Source organism: Kumtagia sp. (assembly GCF_059502445.1).
The window spans coordinates 16,993-35,853 of record NZ_JCACER010000067.1 but is presented as its reverse complement, the minus strand read 5'-3'; the positions used below and the strand labels follow the sequence as shown (position 1 = coordinate 35,853).

Annotated in this window: 18 protein-coding genes; 7 read left to right on the top strand and 11 right to left on the bottom strand. The window is 67.5% G+C overall.

Features of this window, described 5'->3' with window-relative positions; translation table 11 throughout:
- Positions 1–176 precede the first annotated feature (176 nt).
- Both AC5JDC_RS18930 and AC5JDC_RS18925 read right to left on the bottom strand, forming a co-directional pair.
- Positions 177–839, bottom strand: coding sequence for a TetR/AcrR family transcriptional regulator (locus AC5JDC_RS18930; protein WP_165815945.1), 663 nt, complete (start codon positions 837–839; stop codon positions 177–179).
- A 128-nt stretch (positions 840–967) separates the two neighbouring features.
- Positions 968–1,912 carry a nucleoside hydrolase gene (locus tag AC5JDC_RS18925; protein WP_495843589.1) on the bottom strand — a complete coding sequence of 315 codons (945 nt, stop codon included), beginning with the start codon at positions 1,910–1,912 and terminating at the stop codon, positions 968–970.
- Between the two features lie 99 nt (positions 1,913–2,011).
- Between AC5JDC_RS18925 and AC5JDC_RS18920 the strand changes: the two genes are divergently transcribed.
- The 4 genes from AC5JDC_RS18920 (at position 2,012) to AC5JDC_RS18905 (ending at position 6,009) form a co-directional block, all read left to right on the top strand.
- The gene (locus AC5JDC_RS18920) at positions 2,012–3,025 is read left to right on the top strand and encodes an isopenicillin N synthase family dioxygenase (protein ID WP_495843587.1); all 1,014 of its coding nucleotides are present in this window, start codon (positions 2,012–2,014) and stop codon (positions 3,023–3,025) included.
- A 315-nt stretch (positions 3,026–3,340) separates the two neighbouring features.
- Entirely contained in the window at positions 3,341–4,201 is an 861-nt protein-coding gene (locus AC5JDC_RS18915; RefSeq protein ID WP_495843585.1) for an ABC transporter substrate-binding protein, read from the top strand.
- Positions 4,202–4,261: 60 nt separating this feature from the next.
- On the top strand, positions 4,262–5,206 hold the full coding sequence (locus AC5JDC_RS18910) for an amino acid ABC transporter permease (RefSeq protein ID WP_495843583.1): 945 nt from the start codon (positions 4,262–4,264) through the stop codon (positions 5,204–5,206).
- Positions 5,203–6,009, top strand: a complete 807-nt coding sequence (locus AC5JDC_RS18905) for an amino acid ABC transporter ATP-binding protein (RefSeq protein WP_106770465.1) — start codon at positions 5,203–5,205, stop codon at positions 6,007–6,009. Before AC5JDC_RS18910 ends, AC5JDC_RS18905 begins: the two co-directional genes overlap by 4 nt.
- A gap of 70 nt (positions 6,010–6,079) precedes the next feature.
- On the opposite strand, the gene AC5JDC_RS18900 is transcribed toward AC5JDC_RS18905, so the two are convergent.
- From AC5JDC_RS18900 to AC5JDC_RS18860, 9 genes are all read right to left on the bottom strand, one after another.
- Positions 6,080–7,669: a gamma-glutamyltransferase family protein gene (locus AC5JDC_RS18900; RefSeq protein ID WP_495843580.1), complete on the bottom strand. Its 1,590-nt coding sequence runs from the start codon at positions 7,667–7,669 to the stop codon at positions 6,080–6,082.
- A gap of 116 nt (positions 7,670–7,785) precedes the next feature.
- Positions 7,786–8,835 carry an ABC transporter substrate-binding protein gene (locus tag AC5JDC_RS18895; protein WP_495843578.1) on the bottom strand — a complete coding sequence of 350 codons (1,050 nt, stop codon included), beginning with the start codon at positions 8,833–8,835 and terminating at the stop codon, positions 7,786–7,788.
- A gap of 51 nt (positions 8,836–8,886) precedes the next feature.
- Positions 8,887–9,675 (bottom strand): ABC transporter permease, encoded by a 789-nt coding sequence (locus tag AC5JDC_RS18890; RefSeq protein WP_495843576.1) that lies wholly within the window; start codon positions 9,673–9,675, stop codon positions 8,887–8,889.
- Positions 9,675–10,544, bottom strand: coding sequence for an ABC transporter ATP-binding protein (locus tag AC5JDC_RS18885; RefSeq protein WP_495843574.1), 870 nt, complete (start codon positions 10,542–10,544; stop codon positions 9,675–9,677). Before AC5JDC_RS18885 ends, AC5JDC_RS18890 begins: the two co-directional genes overlap by 1 nt.
- Complete coding sequence (locus AC5JDC_RS18880; protein WP_495843572.1) at positions 10,541–11,233, bottom strand: GntR family transcriptional regulator; 693 nt, start codon at positions 11,231–11,233, stop codon at positions 10,541–10,543. The genes AC5JDC_RS18885 and AC5JDC_RS18880 overlap by 4 nt, the downstream gene beginning before the upstream one ends.
- Positions 11,234–11,541: 308 nt before the next feature.
- A complete protein-coding gene (locus AC5JDC_RS18875; RefSeq protein ID WP_495843570.1) occupies positions 11,542–12,891 on the bottom strand; it encodes an aminotransferase class III-fold pyridoxal phosphate-dependent enzyme in 1,350 nt (449 codons plus the stop codon).
- The gene (locus AC5JDC_RS18870) at positions 12,884–13,567 is read right to left on the bottom strand and encodes an HAD family hydrolase (protein ID WP_495843568.1); all 684 of its coding nucleotides are present in this window, start codon (positions 13,565–13,567) and stop codon (positions 12,884–12,886) included. The genes AC5JDC_RS18875 and AC5JDC_RS18870 overlap by 8 nt, the downstream gene beginning before the upstream one ends.
- Positions 13,564–14,823, bottom strand: coding sequence for a Tm-1-like ATP-binding domain-containing protein (locus AC5JDC_RS18865; protein WP_495843566.1), 1,260 nt, complete (start codon positions 14,821–14,823; stop codon positions 13,564–13,566). The genes AC5JDC_RS18870 and AC5JDC_RS18865 overlap by 4 nt, the downstream gene beginning before the upstream one ends.
- Before the next feature lie 17 nt (positions 14,824–14,840).
- Positions 14,841–15,617 carry an IclR family transcriptional regulator gene (locus AC5JDC_RS18860; protein ID WP_495843564.1) on the bottom strand — a complete coding sequence of 259 codons (777 nt, stop codon included), beginning with the start codon at positions 15,615–15,617 and terminating at the stop codon, positions 14,841–14,843.
- Positions 15,618–15,766: 149 nt separating this feature from the next.
- On the opposite strand from AC5JDC_RS18860, the gene AC5JDC_RS18855 reads away from it, so the two are divergent.
- From AC5JDC_RS18855 to AC5JDC_RS18845, 3 genes are read left to right on the top strand one after another with little or no spacing between them, the layout of a single operon-like run.
- On the top strand, positions 15,767–16,708 hold the full coding sequence (locus tag AC5JDC_RS18855; protein ID WP_495843562.1) for a tripartite tricarboxylate transporter substrate binding protein: 942 nt from the start codon (positions 15,767–15,769) through the stop codon (positions 16,706–16,708).
- A 55-nt stretch (positions 16,709–16,763) separates the two neighbouring features.
- Entirely contained in the window at positions 16,764–17,354 is a 591-nt protein-coding gene (locus AC5JDC_RS18850; protein ID WP_495843560.1) for a hypothetical protein, read from the top strand.
- Positions 17,351–18,859 carry a tripartite tricarboxylate transporter permease gene (locus tag AC5JDC_RS18845; RefSeq protein WP_495843558.1) on the top strand — a complete coding sequence of 503 codons (1,509 nt, stop codon included), beginning with the start codon at positions 17,351–17,353 and terminating at the stop codon, positions 18,857–18,859. Before AC5JDC_RS18850 ends, AC5JDC_RS18845 begins: the two co-directional genes overlap by 4 nt.
- Positions 18,860–18,861: the final 2 nt, after the last annotated feature.

Here is an 18,861-nt window from a genome sequence, read left to right as displayed (position 1 = left end):
CCGAGTCAATCCGCCGCACCACAAACGACCAAGATGTGTGCATGCCGTAGCCACTGCGTGGGGGCGAGGAACCCAGGCTGGAGAGGCGCCGGCATCGCGGCAGCGGTTCCTCGCCCCCACGAAAGTGGGGAGAGGTGGCGAGCCCGAAGGGCGAGACGGAGAGGGGGCTTCAGCGGTCAAGAACCGGCATCGGATGCCGCCGGCTCCTTTCGCGCGCCCGGCTCCTCGACCAGCGGGCCGAGCAGGACCTGGCCGAACAGCGGCTGGTAGCGCTTGCGCTGCGCCGGGTCTTCCTTGAAGGAGATGGCGTATTGGCCGATCTGGTGGAAATAGGTGATACGGGCGCGCACGATGCTCTCGTCCGCTGAATAGCCCATCGCCCGGAAGGCGCGCTCCAGCAGCGAGATGCGCAGATCGTCGATCTCCGCCACTTCCTTGTCGAGGGCGCGCGAGGTGCGCGCCCAGTCGCGCACGGCGAGGTCGAGCTGCGGGCTGAACGGATCCTCGTCGACCCAGACATGGACGATGGTGGAGAAGAGCGTGTAGCCGTCTATCTCGGCCGTCGCGCGCAGCGCCCGGAAGGGCGCGCAGTTGGCGCGGCGCCATTCCTGCAGAAGCTCGTCGTGAAGGTCCTTCAGACTGGAGAAGTGAAAGTAGAAGCTGCCGCGCGTCACCCTGAAGCGCCGGGCCAGCCGGTCGATCTTCACCTCGGCGATGCCACGCTTCTCCAGCACCTTGCGCGCCGCCGCGACCCAGGCCTCGCGGCTGAGCGTCTGGCGCGGCGCGGCCGAGCGAGGCGGCTTATCTGGGGAACTAGCGGACGGCCGTTTTGGCTTCACCAGGCTTCATCGCTCCATGAACTGCGAAAAACCGCCGGACGCTCGCGGTCCGGCCGATCTTCCCGGCCAATACATCTGATGGCGGCCGCCGGCGAAAGGCGCCAAATCGGCCGTCCACCGCTCGTTGATCACGGCAGCGCGCCGATGCGCTCCAGCATCAGCTCGAAGAAGGGCGCCGGATCGATGCGCCGCAGCACGTTGCAGTTTTTCGGGCGGCCGGTGACGTGCCACCAGTCGACCACGGTCATGCCGATCGTCTCCGGCGAGACGATGTCGACGGTCACATGGCACTGGCGCTGCTCGTAGACCTGCGGCGCCAGGAGATAGCCGGTGACGCAGGCGTCATGGATGGGCCGGGCGGCCGTCGGGAACTTGTGGCTGCCGTACTGGCGGAAAAAGTCCGCCATGTTCGCCGCCTCGATCGCGGCGCGGCTGCCGGTGGCGCGCAGCCGGTCCAGCCATTCCGGCGTCATCTGCGCGCTGTAGGTGCAGTCGATCGACGCCATGGTCACCGGCACGCCGGAGTGGAAGACCTTGTGGGCGGCGTGCGGGTCGACGAAGATGTTGAACTCGGCCGCCGGCGTGGCGTTGCCGCCCTCGAAGAAGCCGCCGCCCATCAGCACCACCTCGCGGATACGCGGGATGATGCGCGGCTCCATCGTCATCGCCATGGCGAGATTGGTCATCGGCCCGAGCGTGCAGACGGTGATTTCGCCTTCCGGCGCGTCCATGATGGCGCGTGTCAGGTAGTTGACGGCATGCTCGCTCTGCAGCGGCGTCACCGGCTCGGGCAGCTCGGCGCCGTCGAGGCCGGTCTCGCCGTGGACGTACTCTGCGGTGACCAGCTTGCGCACCATCGGCGCCGGGCAGCCGGCATAGACCGGCACGTCCGCACGCCCGCCGAGCTCGACCACCTTCAGGGCGTTCTTCGAGGTCAGGGCGAGCGGCACGTTGCCGCCGACCGTCGTGATGCCGACCACCTCGAGCTCCGCCGGCGAGCCCAGCGCGAACAGGATCGCGAAGGCGTCGTCCTGGCCCGGATCGGTGTCGATGATGATTTTTCGGGGCGCCATTTTCGTCCGATCCTGCTTGCATTCGATGGGGCTTGCCGATAGCACGCCGATGTGTAGAGATACAGTACTGTATCTTATGTTCAAGGCAGGACGGCAACCATGGCTGCAAGCGAGCGCGGCGATTTTTCCGAGATTCCCATGCTGGACGTCTCGGGCCTCTACGGCGGCGACGAAGCGGCGATCCGCGACATCGCATCGACGCTGCGGGGCTATCTGGAAAACATCGGGTTCCTCTATGTCGTCGGCCATCCGATCCCGCGCGCCGACGTGGAAGCCGTGCGCGAGGCGAGCAAGCGCTTCTTCGCGCTGCCGGAGGAGCAGAAGCTCGCACTCAAGATCGACAAGAATTTCCGCGGCTACCTGCCCTTCGCCGGCTCGACCATCGTCACCTCCTCGGTCGCAACCGTCAGCAAGCCGAACCAGAGCGAATCGATCTTCTTCATGCACGAGGTCGAGAGCGACGATCCGCGCGCGCTGGCCGGCAAGCCGCTGCAGGGCCCCAACCAATGGCCGGACGAGGCGGTGCTGCCAGGCTTCCACGCGACCATCCAGCGCTATGTCGACGCGATGAGCACGCTGGCGCGCAAAATGGTCGGCGCGATCTCGATCTCGCTCGGCCTGCCGGCCGACAGCCTCGACCGCCATTTCGACGACCCGACCACCTTCCTGCGGCTGCTGCACTACCCGACCCAGCCGAAGGAGGAGGGTCTGTTCGGCTCCGCCCCGCACACCGACTACGGATTCATCACGCTGCTGGCGCAGGACGACGTCGGCGGCCTGGAGGTCAAGAACAAGGCCGGCGACTGGGTCCCTGCCCCACCGGTGCCGGACTCCTTCGTGATGAATGTCGGCGACATCCTTGCCCGCTGGTCGAACGACCAGTTCGTGTCGACGCCGCACCGGGTGATCAACCGCTCGGGGCGGGAGCGCTATTCGCAGCCGTTCTTCTTCGATCCGTCGATGGAAGCGATGATCGAGGCACTGCCGGTCTGCGTGCCGCAGGGCACGGCGCCGAAATACGGGCCGGTCGAATATGGCGACTACCTGATGGAGCGCATCGACAAGAACTATCACTATCGCAAGAAGCTGGCGGCCGAAGCCGGGGACGCCTGACCGGCGGGTGGGAATACGGCCTGGTGCCATGCCTGGCCGTCCCCTTCCGACGCAGGGAAATTGCGCATGACAGACGACGAGGACTTTCGCCGCTTTGTACCCCCACCCCTAACCCCTCCCCTCAAGGGGGAGGGGGACTTTGCTGCCGCCATGCCGAACGAAACCGTCGACGATGGGCACCAGGCGGAGCTGCAAGCCGGTCCCCCTCCCCCTTGTGGGGAGGGGCCAGGGGTGGGGGTAAAACGCATGCGACTGGCCTGCCTCCAACCTGGCAGGGCGGACAAGATCATCACAAAAATCCAGAGGAGAGTGGGAATGACGAAACATTTCTTTCGACTGGCGGGCCTCGGCCTTGCCGCAGTCGCCACGGCATGGAGCGCGGCGGCGATGGCCGCCGACGTGCCGAAATCGCCGGATGTCGAGCAGACGGGGACGCTGACGATCGCCAACACGCTCGATTTCGCGCCGTTCGAATATCTCGATGCCGACGGCAAGCAGACCGGCATCATCATCGAGCTCGCCGGCGAGGTGGCAAAGCTGGTGGACGCCAAGCTGGACGTCCAGCGCACGCCGTTCCCCACCATGATCCCCGGCCTGGCCGCCGGCCGTTTCAAGATCGCCTGGGAGACTTTTTCCGCCAACCCCGAGCGCCTGGCGCAGGTCGATTTCGTGATGTTCATCAAGGCGGGCATCGCCGCCTCGACCTCGCCGGACAAGAAGGACGGCTTCGCCGGCGATACCGGGCTGTGCGGCAAGCGCATCGGCGTATCGGCGGGCAGCGCCTCCGACTTCCTGGCCGACAAGCTCAGCAAGGATTGCACCGACAAGGGCCAGAAGGCGATCGAGAAGTCGGTCTTCAATTCGTCCACCGACATCATCCAGGCGGTGCTGTCGGACCGCATCGACGCGCGCCTGGACGACGCCACCTCGTCGAGCTACTTCGAGGTCACCAGCAACGGCCAGCTGGTCGTGCTGCCGACGCTCTACGACATCGCCCCGCTCGGCCTGGCGATCGCCAAGGACGACAAGGGAACCGCCGACATGATGGTCGCCGCGCTCGCCGAGCTGTTCAGGAACGGCACCTACCAGGCGATCCTCGACAAGTACGGGATGGGCGCCTATGCGATCAAGGAGCCGTATTTCGTCGGCAGCATGGACGCGCTGCGTGCCGAATGACCATTCCGGCGCCGGGCCCGTCCCGGCGCCGACCTATCCGGACTGGACCGCGGGGAGACGATGAGCACGGCCGAAGGAAGCGACCTCAGTGCCCGGCCGGCCGTTGCGCCGGCCGACAGGCTGGTGGTGGTGCCGCGGCGGCACTACGGCATCTGGATCGGGACGGCCCTTGCCCTGCTGGTCGCCTTCTTCGTCGTCCGCGCCTTCGCCAGCAATCCCGCCTTCGCCTGGGGCACGGCGGCGAACTACCTGTTCCATCCCTCGATCATGCGCGGGCTCGGCAACACGCTGATCCTGACCGTCATCATCATGGCGGCGGCGATCGTCATCGGCACCGTCATCGCCATCATGCGGGTGTCGCCTAGCCCGGTGCTGCGCGCCTTCGCCGGCGCCTATGTCTGGTTCTTCCGCGGCGTGCCGGCGCTGATCCAGCTGATCTTCTGGTTCAACCTCGCCCTGCTGGTGCGCGAATTCTCGCTGACCCTGCCGGTCGTCGGCACCGTCTTTTCGGTGCGCACCAACGATTTCATGACGCCCTTCCTGTCGGCCGTCGTGGCGCTCTCGCTGTGCGAGGCGGGCTACATGGCCGAAATCATCCGCGCCGGCATCAAGTCGGTGCCGAGCGGCCAGGCGGAGGCGGCGAGCGCGCTCGGCATGCCCTACCGCACCATCCTGAAGCGCATCGTGCTGCCGCAGGCCATGCGCTTCGTCGTGCCGCCGACCGGCAACGAGGCGATCAACCTGTTGAAGATGACCTCGCTGGTGACTTTCATCGCCGTCGACGACCTGTTCTATTCGGCACAGTCGATCTATGCGCGCACCTTCGAGACCATCCCGCTCCTGATCGTGGTGGCGTTCTGGTATCTCGCGGTGGTCAGCATCATGTCGGTCGGCCAGCACTTCCTCGAACGGCATTTCGGCCGCAGCGAGACCCGCAGCGAACCTATGACCATGCGCATCCTGCGCAACGCCTTCAGGCCGCGGCCGGCGGGAGCTACGCGATGAGCAACGTGAAGGCCGAGAACCGGGTGCGCTTCGGCGTTCCCGCCGACGCGATGGTGTTCGCGCGCGGCGTGCGCAAGTCCTACGGCCAGCTCGAAGTGCTGAAAGGCGTCGACATCGACGTCCCGGCCGGCTCGGTCGCCTGCATCATCGGGCCGTCCGGATCGGGCAAGAGCACGTTCCTGCGCTGCATCAACCATTTGGAGAAGCTCACCGGCGGCATCCTGCTGGTCGACGGCGAATTCGTCGGCTACGACCTGCGCGGCGACAGGCTCTACGAGGTCAAGGACGACGAGCTCTGCCAGCGGCGCGCCGAGATCGGCATGCTGTTCCAGTCCTTCAACCTGTTCTCGCACATGACGGTGATGGAGAACGTGATCGAGGCACCGACGCAGGTGCGCCGCGTGCCGGTCGACCGGGCGAAGGCGGAAGCCGAGGTGCTGCTCGCCCGCGTCGGCCTGTCCGACAAGATCGACCGCTACCCGCGCGAGCTGTCCGGCGGCCAGCAGCAGCGCGTGGCGATCGCCCGCGCCATGGCGATGAAGCCGAAGGTGCTTTTGTTCGACGAGCCGACGTCGGCGCTCGACCCCGAGCTGGTCGGCGAGGTGCTGCAGGTGATGCGCGACCTGGCAGGGAGCGGCATGACGATGGTGGTGGTCACGCACGAGATCGGCTTCGCGCGCGAGATCGGCGATCAGCTGATCTTCATGGACGGCGGCGCGATCGTCGAGCGCGGCAACCCGCGCGAGATGATCGCCAATCCGCAGTCGCCGCGCACGCGCGAATTCCTGTCGCGGGTGCTTTAGGACCTGGCGCGACGAGCGGCGGGTTGCGCCGCCGCCAGGCTGCGGCGGACAGGCGGACCACCGGCAGCCGTCAGAAGCCGAGGGCGACGCCGTCCTTGCGCGGATCCGATCCGCCTACCAGGATGCCGCGATCGAGGTCGATCTGGATGCCCTGCGCGCCGCCCATTCCGATCGGCGCCCGCGTGACGGCATGTCCCATGGCCGCCAGTTCGGCCGCGACCGCGTCGCTGAACCCGGCCTCGAGCACCAGCCTGCCCTCCTCCGCATCGGCGAAGCTACGCGGGCTGTCGATGGCCTCCTGCACGTCCATGCCGAAGTCGGCGATGTTGCTCAGCACATGGGCATGGCCGGTGGCCTGATAGGGCCCGCCCATGACCCCGAAAGGCATGATGAAGGCGCCGGGCTTCTCCATGAAGCCGGGGATCAGCGTGTGAAGCGGCCGGCGCGAGCCTTTCAGCTCGTTGACGTGGCCTTCGCTCAGGCTGAAGCCGGCGCCGCGGTTCTGGAAGCTGATGCCGTACCGCTCCGAGGCGAGGCCGGAGCCGAATGGCCAGAAGGTCGAATAGATCAGCGAGACGGCCATCCGGTCGCCGTCGACCACGCAGATGTAGACGGTGTCGCGGTGAACGGCTTCCGCCCGCCGGTCGATATGGGGCGTCGCCCGCCGGGGGTCGATCAGCGACGCCAGCGCGTCCGCCGTCGCGTCGCTCAGCATGTGCTCCAGGCGCAGCTCAGCGTGCCGCGGATCGCCGACGAATCGGTCGCGCGCGCCGTAGGCGAGCCTGGTGGCCTCGGCCTCGAGATGAACGCGCCGGCTGCCGTTCGGATCGAGGCCGCCGAGATCGAAGCGCGAGAGGATGTTGGCGATCAGCAGCGCCGTGACCCCCTGGCCGTTGGGCGGCAGTTCGGTCAGGACATGGCCGCGATAGGCGGTGCCGATCGGCTCGACATAGTCGGCCGCGACGGCGGCGAAGTCGGCCGCCTCGTGCAGCCCGCCGGCGGCCTTCAGGGTCGCCAGCATGTCCTCCATGATGGCGCCTTTGTAGAAGGCGTCGCGGCCCTCCCTGGCGATGAGCCGCAGCGCCTCGGCCTGCGACGGCGACGCGAACATGCGTCCCGGGCCGAAAGGCCTGCCATCGTCGAGATAGTGGATACGGCCGGGGCCGTGGAGTCGCTCACCGTATTTCGCCCAGTCGATCGCCGAGCGGTGGCAGACGGGAACGCCGCGTTCGGCGTAGCGGATCGCCGGCTCGAGCACGGCTGCGAGCTCCAGCCTCCCCCAGTCGCGGACCAGCCGGTCGAAGGTATCGACGGCTCCCGGCAAGGTGATGGAATGGACCGATTCCAGCGGAACCGACGTGTGCCCTTCGCCGCGCAGGCGCGCCGCGTCGAGCGCGGCGGGAGCGCGGCCCGATCCGTTGAGGCCGACCAGGCCGTCGCGTCCCGGGACGCGGATCATGGCGAAGGCGTCGCCGCCCAGGCCGCACATCATCGGCTCGCACAGGCCGAGCACGAGCGCACCGGCGACCGCGGCATCGACGGCATTTCCACCCGCCGCGATGATGTCCAGCGCGGTCCTGGCGGCAAGGGGGTGGGACGTGGCGCACATCGCCTCGGCGGCGAAAGCCGGGGCGCGTCCGGGACCGTTGTATGCATGCATCGCGTTCAGCTTTCCTTCCCGCCTGGTGGTATCGTGGCGGACGCGCGGATGCGCGCCCGATCGAGGGGCATTCGCAGGTTTTAACGGACATCGCGCTGCGCGCAACGTCCGTGGGATCAATCCGGCCTGGAGGCCTTGCCTTCGTCGAAATCGTTGATGGCGTCGATGAGCGCGTTGTTGGCGATCCGCTCGCCGGCGATCTCGCCTTCCAGCACCCCACGGCCCTTCAGCCAGTCGATGTAGGCCTGGTATTGCGAGGCGGCGCTGTACCCCCACTTTTCCTGGCCCGCCGGCAGAGCCCACAAGCGGACCACGGCAGTGAGCGTCGGCATGTTGCGCCTGATGTCTTCCTCGAGCGAGAGGCCCGTCGAGCGCGCCTGGGGGAAATGCTTGAAATACAACCGCGCAGCCTCTTCAGGGTTGTCGCGGCTGAAGATGCCGCCCATCGCGTATCCGCGCGCCACCGCCGCCAGGACATCGGGTTCTTTCTCGATGGTGGATTTGAGGGCGACGAAGCCGTTTGACGGAAAGTTCTCCATGGCGGGGTCGGCCAGCTTGCGCATCTTCAGGCCCGACGAGGCGATGGTCTCGTAGATCATGTCCCAATGGCTGATCGCCGCGATCTCGCCGCTTTCGAGAAGCGCCTGCGACTGGCTCGGCGAGCCCGAGACGACGATGCTGATGTCGGAGTCCGGATCGAGACCTGCCGCCTTGGCCATCGAGCGGGCGATCACCACCCCGACCGACGCCATGGTGAAGACGCCGATCCGCTTGCCCTTGAGGTCGGCCATCGACTTGACGTCGCTGCCCTCCGGCACCGCGACGCCGAACATGTTGCGGTTGAAGCCGGTGTAGAAATACTGCACCGCCCCGCCCTTGGACGCCATGATGGCGACGGCCTCCGGCGCGGCGAAGGCGGTCTTGACCTGGCCGGTCGTGACGTTGAGCACGCAGTCGGTGGAGCCGGCCAGCGGCACGATGGTCAGCTTGACGCCCTTTTCGGCGAACCAGCCGAACTCCATCGCCGACGCCAGCGGCGCTCCGGCCGATATGTCGATCGCCGGATTGCACCAGCCGAGCCTGACCTCCGTTTCCTCAGCCAGGGCGGCATGGCCGGCGAGCGAAGCGACCGCGGCGACTAAAAGCGATATCAGATACTTGCCCATGATCTTGTTCCTGCCTCTGTCGAAGGTTGTTCTTTTGGTTGGATCGACGGTCTACTTGGCTTTGTCGGTCGTTCCGTCCTCCCAGAATATGACCCGCCGGCGCAGCAGGGTGATCGCGAAGGTCAGCACCACCCCGACCGCCGAAAGCACGACGATCACCGAAAACGATCCGGCCACGTCCATGGTGAAGTTCATGCTCTGCATGAGCATGCCCAGGCCGGCCTCGGCGCCGAGGAATTCGGTGACGATCGCGCCGATGAGCGCGAAGGTCACGGCGATCTCCAGCCCGGCGAAGATGAAGGCGCCGGCGGCCGGCAGCCGCAGCATGCGGAATATCTGGAAACGCGACGCGCCCATCGCCCGAAGCAGATCGATGCGCTCGCGATCGGCTGCGTTGAGGCCGGTAATCGTGTTCACCATCACCGGGAAGAAGCAGATGATGGCGGCTGACACGACCTTCGAGGTGATGCCCAGGCCGAACCACAGCACGATCAGCGGCGCCAGCGCCACCTTGGGTATGGTCTGGAAGACCAGCACGTAGGGCTGGAGGAAGTAAGCGACGGTGCGGTTGAGGGCGATCAGCGCACCGAGGAGAAAGCCAAGCGCGGAGCCGGCGAGAAACCCGAGCACGATCTCGACCAGCGTTACCTTCAGGTGGAAGAGATAGATGCCGGATGCGAAGCCCCGCCACAGCCCGACCACCACCGCGCTCGGCGTCGGCACGAGATAGGCCGGCACCTCGAACCAGCTGACGGACAGCTCCCACGCCGCCAGCAGCACGACGAGGAGCAGGACGGACAGGACGATGCCGACAGGTCCGCGTTCCCAGCGCCGCTCCATCAGTCCATCCCTCCGTGCGCGCCGAAATAGGACCTTATGTGCCGCACATATTCGCCGAAGGCCGGATCGGTCATGATGTCGAGCGGGCGCGGGCGCGGCAGGTCGATGTCGCATATCTCGGCGACGCGTCCCGGCCGCGGCGTCATCACCATGACGCGATCGGCAAGAAACACCGCCTCCGGAATCGAATGGGTGATGAACAGGATGGTGTTGCGGCGCTCCAGCCACAGGCGCTGAAGCTCGACGTTCATGTGCTCGCGTGTCATGGCGTCGAGCGCGCCGAACGGCTCGTCCATCAGCAGGATGGTCGGGTCGTTCACCAGCGCCCGTGCTATGCCGACCCGCTGCTGCATGCCGCCGGAGAGCTCGCGCGGGTAGGCGCGCTCGAAATCCGAGAGGCCGACGAGCCCGAGGAGCTGACGCGCGACCTCCAGATAGCGGGCGCGATCCAGCTTCTGGACGTCCACGGGCAGCATCACGTTCTCGATGACGGTGCGCCACGGAAACAGAAGCGGCGACTGGAAGACGATGCCCACGTCGCGACGGGGCCCCGACATCGGCTCGCCGCCCACGGCGCAGGTTCCGTCCGACAGGCCGGCCAAACCCGCCACGACCCTCAGCAGCGACGACTTCCCGCACCCCGACGGGCCTACGACGGCGACGAACTCGCCGCGCTCGACCGCGACGGAAATATCCTCGAAGGCGGTCAGTGCCCCCGACACAACCGGGTATCGCTTGGTGGCTCCTTTGAGCAGCAGTGCCGGCTTGCCGCCCCGACCTGCTACGGCTTCGTTCGCCGGGATGTCCGCCACGGCCGAAGCGGCAGCACGCGTCGCGGCCGGGCCGGGCGCGCCAGCAGGCACGCTCATTGCTTGCCCGCCCCAACACGTACCGCCGCCGCCCCGGCAAGGTCGCCGGCGGCGCGATCGTTCAGGATGCCCTGGATCGTGATGCTCGAAAGGCTGATGTGATCGATCATGGCCGCCTGCGCCCGCGCCGGATCGCGATCGAGAACAGCCGCGACGACAGCTTCGTGTTGGCCGTGCGGCACCGAGATCTGGGGCGTGTAACCCTGCATCGTGTAAGGCGCCGAGCTATAGGGCGCGGTCTGCATGCGCACCTGCTCCGCGATGCGGCGAAGACTGACATTGTGGGCGCCGGCGTGGATCAGCGAATGAAACTCCGCGTCCAGCTCGCGATAAGTCGCCGCGTCGTCGCCGGCCACGGCGGCCGCCGCCCTTTGCATGATCTCGCGAAGCTGCAGCCTTTCGGCGTGGGTCATCCTTTCCGCGGCGTAGCGCGCGCAAAGACCTTCGATCTCGCCGAGAGCCTCGAAGGAATCGGCCAGATCCGCGTTGCTCAGCCTGCGCACCAGCGTCGGCCGACGCGGCCGCATCTCGACGAGGCCGGCGACCGCGAGCTGGTGCAGCGCCTCGCGCACCGGCGTGCGCGACACGCCGAAGCGCTCGGCCAGCTCCTGCTCGTCGAGCCTGTCTCCCGGCTTCAGGGAACCGGCCAGAATGAGATCGGCAATGCCGTTCTTGAGTCGCTCGCCCAACATGTTTTCCCCTCTACGCCAGGTATATGATATGTCATTCTGGTATACAAGAATAGGTTTTGGAATATTTAGGCAGAGGCATGCCGGCTGCCTAACCACCGGCGCTTCGACGCGCCAGGTGGCTTCCGATTGGACGCGAACCCGCAGGCGCGGGGCGGCTCGCTCGGGAAGAGACGGCGGACACGCCCGCCGGGCAGACAAGTGGCGTCGATCGCCAGCGGGTTGGCGACTGCTGACAGGCACGACGGCGAAAAATCCCCCTGCGCCCGTTTCGACAAGGGGCGGAGAATCCGCCGGCGCTCCGACGATCAGGCCGCGGCGAGGCCGGCGTCGAGCGCCTCGCCGATGGTGCGCACGTCCTTCGGCGTCAGCACCAGCGGCGGCGAGAGGATGATGTTCGATCCCGAGACGCGCAGCATCACGCCCGCTTCGTAGGCCGCATCGGCGACGGCCGTCATCACGGCCTTGCCGGCCGCCTTCCTGGTCGTCCGGTCGGAAACCAGTTCCAGGGCCGCCATCAGGCCCTTGCAGCGGACGTCGCCGACGAGATGGTGCTTGACCTTCAGCGCCTCCAGAACCGAGGCCAGCTCCTCGCCGCGCGCGGCCGCGTTTCTCGCCAGATCGAGACGCCTGGTTTCGGCCAGCGCGGCGAGGCCGGCGGCACAGCCCACCGGGTGGCCGGAATAGGTGTAGCCGTGGCCGATGGCGCCGAAGCTCGTCCTGTCGGCCTCGAACACGTCGGCGACACGCCCGCCGATGAGCGTCGCGCCAAGCGGGAAATAGCCCGACGTGATCGCCTTGGCGATCGTCATCATGTCGGGCTTCACCTTGCCGATGCGCGAACCCGCCCATTCGCCGGCGCGGCCGAAACCGGTCACCACCTCGTCGGCGATCAGCAGGATGTCGTGGCGGTCGCAGATTTCGCGCACCAGGGTCATGAAGGACGGATGCGGCACGACCACGCCGCCGGCGCCGAGCACCGGCTCCATGATGAAGGCAGCGACGGTATCCGCGCCCTGGAAGGCGATCTCGTCCTCCAGAGCCCTCGCGCAGAGCCGCGCCAGCCGCTCGGGGTCGGTTTCGTCGAAGGGATTGCGGTAGGTGTAGGGCGCGGGGATGTGGAACACGCCGGGCATCAGCGGTTCGTAGTTGCGGCGGAAATTGGCGTTGCCGTTGACCGACGCGCCGCCGAAATGCGTGCCGTGATAGCCCTTCTTCAGCGCCAGGAATTTCACCCGGTCGCCCTGCCCCCTGATCTTCCAGTACTGGCGCGCGAGCCGGAGCGCGGTTTCCACCGAATCCGAGCCGCCGGAGGTGAAGAAGGCGCGTGTCATGCCTTCCGGCTCGAACCACTGCGCGAGTTCCCAGGCGAGCTCGATCGACGGGCCGGTCGAGGTTCCGCGGAAGCCGGAGTAGTAGGGCAGCGCGTCGAGCTGCCTGGCGATCGCCTGCTTGATCGGGTCGCAACTGTAGCCGAGATTGACGTTCCACAGCCCGCCGACCGCATCCAGCACCGTGCGTCCGTCGACGTCGGTGACGTGGACGCCTTCGCCCTTCATGATGACGCGCGGCGGGCTGGCCTGCATCTCGGCGGGATGCGCCATCGGGTGCCAGATGTGCCGGGCATTGTTCTCGGCGAGAAAATTCGCGTCACGCATGGATGGACCTCTCGGGCATGGCGAGGGCGAGTCCGAAATGGCCCAGCGCCTCATCGAAGGATCGGAACGGATCGCGCACGTCGAACAGCACGGCGCGCATGCCGGCGGCGTCTGCGCCGGCGCTGTTGCGATGCTGGTCGTCGACGAACACGCAGTCTTCAGCCGGCAGGCCGAGCGCCTCGGCCACGGCGGCATAGGCACGCGCATCGGGCTTGAGCACCTGCGTATAGGTCGCGTCGACGATCGCCTCGAACAGCGACAGCAACGGCAGCCTGGCGCGAAAATCCGCGCCGTAGAAGAGGTCGAGCTCGTTGGAAAGGATGGCGAGGCGGATACCGGCATCGTGCGCGATGCGGATGGCGGCGGCAGCCTCGGGACGCACGACCGCCTCGGGATCGGCGCCGCGGGCACGCCGCACGAATGTCTCCATGCGCTGCCATTCCTCGCCGACGAGCCGCCCGACCTCGCGGGTGCGCGTCAGCCAGTAGTCGCGCTCGCTGATCTCGCCGGCCTGCATGGCGCGCCACAGGGGATCCGAGCCCGGCTCGAACGGACCGCGCCATTGCAGCGTGCCTGTGGGCAGGCCGAGCGCCCGTTCCGTCAGGTCGTGGGTCTCGAACAGCGTGCGCGTGACGACGCCGCCGAAATCGAGGACGAGAGCTTTCGGCACGCTCATGCCGACGCGGGCTCCACGGCGCCGGGCGCGATCACGCCGTCCGCCACCCAGGCGTCGAAGATCGCCAGCGCGGTGTCGACGAAAGCGCGGCTGTTGATGTGCTCGGCGATCTCGCGGAACAGCACTCCCTCCGGCACGCCGCGGCGCATCTCGTCGACGAAGGCGGCCAGCGCCTCGGGTTCATGTAGCGGCTCGCCTTCCCGGTCCCATTGCTGAATGCCGCCGGTCGGCAGGATGAAGGCGGTCGGCGCGCCGGCGGCGCCCAGCTTGCGGCCGATCGCCCGCGCGATCTCCCGGCGCGCCTCGCCGTCGCTGGTCACCGAGGCGAGCAGCCGGTTGTGCGCATGGTAGGGACGGTCCGCGAAGCGCTCCGGCACCGGCTGCCAGGTGGGGAAATCGACCATGTCGATGGCGCCCGGCGCGACGATCTGAGGCACGCCGCAGAGGCCCGCATTCTCCAGCCTGTCGGCGCCGGAACTGACGACGGAGCCCGACAGGTGATTGGCCAATTCCTGCAGGCTGAAGTCGAGCACGGCGGCGAAGCCGCGCTGCGCGGCGATCGCCTCCAGCGCCCGTCCACCCATGCCGGTCGTATGGAAGACCACCACCTCGTAGCCGCGCTTCTCCAGCTCCGGCTTCAGCGTCACCATGTAGGTCAGGCAGCTTTTGCCGAGCGAACTGATGGCAACCACGGGCCGCTCGCGGCCCGGCCGCTCGGCGGCGCGCGCCGCGCCGACCACCGCCCCGCAGGCCTGCGACAGCACCGCACGGCAGGTCGAGTTCAGTCCGTAGAGGCCACCCGCCCACAGGATCATCATCAGGTCTGTGGCGATGCGCTCGGGCGGCACCAGATGCGAGTAGGCGATGGTGGAGACCACGAATTTCGGCACGCCGAGCGGCAGCGCCAGCGCGACGTCCAGCGCGAGGTCGGTGCCCATGGTGCCGCCGAGCGCGACGAAGCCGTCGATTGCGCCTTCGTCGTGAAGCCGCTTCGTCAGCGCGGCGGCGCCGGCCGCCATCACGGTCATCGCGCCGTTCTCGTCGCCGAGCGCGACGATGTCGGCGATGCTCGACCCGGCGGCCTCCGCGACGGCGTGCTTGTCGTGTTCCGGCACGTATGGAGGATCGCCGAGGATGCTCACATCGAGCATGATGGGCACGCCGCCGGCCTCGCGAACCTTGGCGCGCATGAAGTCCAGCTCGTCGGCCTTGGTATCTCCGGTGCCTATGATCAGGATTCGAGGGGGCTGCTGCATGCCGCTGGCATATCTCCTCATGTCGAAGACCGGTGGCGGACCGTCTCGTAGCGCTCGCCGGTAAGTTTTTCCGTGATCTCGCGCGCCGCGGCCGCGACCGCCTCGCCCCGCTCGGCGGACGTCGCGCTGTCCGTGCGGACCAGCGGCGCGGCGACCGCCAGCGTGCCGATGGCATGTCCGTCGGCACCGAGTATCGCCGCGGCGACGCTCGCCACGCCGTCCTCGTAGCCTTGGTCGCTGACCGAATATCCACGTCCGGAAGCCGCCTTGACCTGGGCTTGCAGCAGCGCCGGGTCGGTCACCGTATGCGCCGTGAAGGCGGCGAGCGGCTGCGCCAGCGCCGAGCGCCGCACCAACTCGCGGGCATGCGCCAGGAAGGCGATACCCGACGCGGTCGAGTGAAGCGGCAGGAGTTCGCCGAGGTTCACGTTCACGCGGTTGGCGCGCGCCGGATGCTCGACATAGACCGTCAGCAGCGAGCCGTTGCTTGCCTCCGACAGATGGACCGTTTCCGCCGTCGAGACCGCGAGCTCGCGGATATAGGGCAGCGAGGTCTGCAGGAACGGGAACCGCGCCTCGCGGATGCGCGCCAGCCGTGTCAGGCCAGGACCCAGCCGGTAGAGGCGCGCCACCGGGTCCTGCTCGATGAAGCCGTGATCGGCGAGCGAGACGAGCAGGCGCCGCGTCGTCGCCTTGTCGTAGCCGGAACGCCGCGCGACGTCGGTCAGCCCGAGCTCGGGCGTGTCGATGCTGAACAATTCCAGAAGCGAGATTGCCTTGCCGACCGTGCTCACCAGATTCCTTCCCCAAAGCCTCCCGGCAACCTCCGACACAAATCAGGTTGACAGCAAGCCGGGTGATTTGCAAGTCTATATTTGAAATGATGGTTCAAATAATGAACCACGAAAGAAAGAACTCGAACACAGCCAATGGGAGACCGCAAATGCGTAGACTGACAGGGATTCTTCTTGCCGGCGCGATGCTGGCGCTTTCAGGCGCGGGCATGGCCCTCGCCGACTACCCGGAGCGCCCGGTGACCTTCATCGTGCCCTGGCCTCCCGGCGACCTCGAGGACCAGCTCACGCGCATCATCGCCGACGAGATGACCCGGGAGACCGGCGTTCCCGCCAAGGTGATCAACCGGCCCGGCGGCGGCGGTGTCGAAGGCGCCACCGCGGTTTCCCAGTCGCAAGCCGACGGCTACACGATCGGCTCGTTCGTCATCGACGTGCCGACGATGCACATCATCCAGGGCAACGCGGCCTACGACCGCGAGACCTTCGAGCCCGTCGGTATCTTCCTGACCTATCCCTTCGCGCTGGTCGCCAAGAAGGACGCGCCCTATTCGAACCTCGCCGAACTGGCGGAGCACGCCAAGGCGAGCCCGGTGAAGCTCGGCCATTTCGGTTACGACCTCGTGCCGACGATGGAGACCTTCGCCGCGGCCAAGGCGCTGGGCTTCTCCTTTTCCAGCGACGCCGCCTTCGATTCCCTCGACTGCTCGACGCTTTCCACCGGAGACGTCGACGTGATGAACACCACGATGGCGACCGTGCTCGGCTGCCTCGGCGACGTGAAGGTCCTGGCCGCCTATACCGACCAGCCGCTCTCCATCATGCCCGACGCGCCGCTGCTGTCGGCTCAGGTCCCGGACCTGAAGATCACCCTGTGGAACGGCCTGTTCGTGCCGAAGGGCACGCCGCCGGAGATCAAGGAACGGATCGCGGCCATCGCCGAAAGGGCGATGCAGACGAGCAAGGCGCAGGACATCGCCAAGGCCACCGGAGCGGGCGTCTACTGGCAGAACGCCAGCGATGCCGCGGCCCGCATCGATGCCGACTACGCGGCCGCCGAGGCGCTGGTGAAAGCCGCCAAGGGCAACTGAGCGCCGGAGGCGCGCCGGCCGACGGCGCGTCTCTCGATGCCGGCCGGAGCGTTTGATGAGTGCACATGGCACGCCAAGCAGCGAGTTCGACATCGTCGAGGACGATTTCGACGCCGAGGTGCCGCCTCCGGCCGAGGGGCTGGCGGCCCTGGTGCTGACCCTCGTCGCGCTGGTCCTGCTGCTGCTGGCGCCCGTGGCGACACGCCTGCCGCCGGCAGGCAAGGGCTGGTACCTCGCCCCGGTCGCCTGGCCGGCGCTGTGCCTCGGCATGGCCGCGGTCGCCGGCATCGTGCTCGGCCGCCGCCTGTGGACCGGCTGGCGCACGGCAACGGATCCGGCTGCCTTCCGCCGCCAGGCGATGTGGGCGTTCGGCGGGATCGGGCAGGCGCTGGAATACAGCCTCTGGTTCTGCCTCTACCTGCTCGGTGTCAGCTATCTCGGCTTCGCGATCGCCACGATCGCATTCCTGCAGTTCGTCGTCTGGCGCGCCGGGCTCAGGGGGCGAAGATGGGCGTTCACGGCGTTGACCGTCGCCATCGCCATCATCCTCATCTTCCGCCTCGGCATCGGCCTGTGGTTTCCGCTGCCCCCCATGGTCCAGATGCTGCCCGCATGGGTCGGCAACACGTTCGGAGCCGTCCTGTGATCGACGCCTTCCTGCTCGGCCTGGAGCACATCGCGACGTGGCAGGTCATCATGGCGCTGGTGCTGGGCGCGCTGCTCGGCATCCTCGTGGGCGCCGTGCCGGGTCTCGAGCCGGCCGGCGCCATGGCCATCCTGCTGCCCTTCAGCCTGCAGCTCGAGCCGCTGCCCGGCGTGACCCTCCTGCTCGGCGCCTATGGCGGCGCCTGGTATGGCGGCGCCATCCCGGCGATCCTGATCCGCGTGCCTGGCACCCCGGTCAACGTGCTGACTACCTATGACGGATATCCGATGGCGCGCCGCGGCGAGGCGCACCGCGCGCTCTCCCTCGCCTACTCCTCGTCCTTCGTCGGCGGCACGATCTCGGTGCTGGCGCTGGTGCTGCTGGCGCCGTACCTCGCCCGGGTGGCCGAACGGTTCGGCGCGCCGGAATACGCGATGGTCTGCGTGGTGGCGCTGGTGTCGGTGCTGCTCGCCCACCAGAAACACGTCGTCGCCGCCCTGCTTTCGCTCGGCCTCGGCATGTTCCTCGGCTCGGTCGGCTTCGAGTCCCCGTTCAACACGCAGCGCTACACCTTCGGCCAGCAATGGCTGCTCGGCGGCGTGCCGATGGTGCCGGTGGTCATCGGCCTCTTCGCCATGTCGCAGGCCTTCGTCCTTCTGGGCACCGACCGTGTCCGCCAGCGGCCCACCGGCCTGGAAGGCCACAGCCGCTTCCGCGGCCTGATGGAGGTGTTCCGCTATCCGCGCACGCTCGCCCGCTCCTCCGGCCTCGGCGTCGTCATGGGCCTGCTGCCGGGCGTCGGCGAATTCGGCGCGCAGTTCCTGTCCTATTCGCTCGCCCGCCGCTTCTCGAAGAAGCCCGAGGAGTTCGGCAAGGGCTCGCCGGAAGGCCTCGTCGCCTCCGAAACCTCGATCAGCGCCTGCACCTCGACGGTGCTCGTGCCCCTGCTGTCGCTGGGCATTCCCGCCGATCCGCTGATGGCGATGCTGCTCGCCGTGTTCATGATCCACAACATCATTCCCGGCCCGCAGCTCTTCGCCGAGCATCCCGATTTCATCTCGGGGCTCTACATCTCGCTGTTCCTGCTCAACGTGATCGTGCTGACGTTCCTGCTCTTCGCCACGAAGCACATCGTGCGGCTTTCCAGCCTCAACCCGAAGATCATCGGCGCGACCATACTCGTGCTGGCACTCATCGGCTCGTACACGCAGAACTATCGCCTCTCCGACGCGCTGATCGCGGTGATCTTCGCCGTGATCGGCCGCTTCATGCTGCGCAACGGCATACCGGCGTTCCCGCTGGTCATAGGCCTGGTGCTCGGCCCCATGCTGGAGGTGCGCCTGAAGCAGTCGCTGAGCCTGTCGAACGGCGATCCGAGCATTTTCCTCACGCGCCCGATCGCCGCAACGCTGCTCGGCTTCGCCATCGTTGCCGTAGCACTCTTCATCGTCGCGCAACTGCGCGGCCGGCGCGCGCGTGCCGAACTCGCGACGGAAAGCAGGTAGAC

Coding starts and splice junctions, on each gene's coding strand:
- AC5JDC_RS18925 (WP_495843589.1), bottom strand. CDS start 1,912: ATGGCGCCCCGAAAAATCATCATCGACACCGATCCGGGCCAGGACGAC.
- AC5JDC_RS18920 (WP_495843587.1), top strand. CDS start 2,012: ATGGCTGCAAGCGAGCGCGGCGATTTTTCCGAGATTCCCATGCTGGAC.
- AC5JDC_RS18915 (WP_495843585.1), top strand. CDS start 3,341: ATGACGAAACATTTCTTTCGACTGGCGGGCCTCGGCCTTGCCGCAGTC.
- AC5JDC_RS18910 (WP_495843583.1), top strand. CDS start 4,262: ATGAGCACGGCCGAAGGAAGCGACCTCAGTGCCCGGCCGGCCGTTGCG.
- AC5JDC_RS18905 (WP_106770465.1), top strand. CDS start 5,203: ATGAGCAACGTGAAGGCCGAGAACCGGGTGCGCTTCGGCGTTCCCGCC.
- AC5JDC_RS18900 (WP_495843580.1), bottom strand. CDS start 7,669: ATGCATGCATACAACGGTCCCGGACGCGCCCCGGCTTTCGCCGCCGAG.
- AC5JDC_RS18895 (WP_495843578.1), bottom strand. CDS start 8,835: ATGGGCAAGTATCTGATATCGCTTTTAGTCGCCGCGGTCGCTTCGCTC.
- AC5JDC_RS18890 (WP_495843576.1), bottom strand. CDS start 9,675: ATGGAGCGGCGCTGGGAACGCGGACCTGTCGGCATCGTCCTGTCCGTC.
- AC5JDC_RS18885 (WP_495843574.1), bottom strand. CDS start 10,544: ATGAGCGTGCCTGCTGGCGCGCCCGGCCCGGCCGCGACGCGTGCTGCC.
- AC5JDC_RS18875 (WP_495843570.1), bottom strand. CDS start 12,891: ATGCGTGACGCGAATTTTCTCGCCGAGAACAATGCCCGGCACATCTGG.
- AC5JDC_RS18870 (WP_495843568.1), bottom strand. CDS start 13,567: ATGAGCGTGCCGAAAGCTCTCGTCCTCGATTTCGGCGGCGTCGTCACG.
- AC5JDC_RS18865 (WP_495843566.1), bottom strand. CDS start 14,823: ATGCAGCAGCCCCCTCGAATCCTGATCATAGGCACCGGAGATACCAAG.
- AC5JDC_RS18855 (WP_495843562.1), top strand. CDS start 15,767: ATGCGTAGACTGACAGGGATTCTTCTTGCCGGCGCGATGCTGGCGCTT.
- AC5JDC_RS18850 (WP_495843560.1), top strand. CDS start 16,764: ATGAGTGCACATGGCACGCCAAGCAGCGAGTTCGACATCGTCGAGGAC.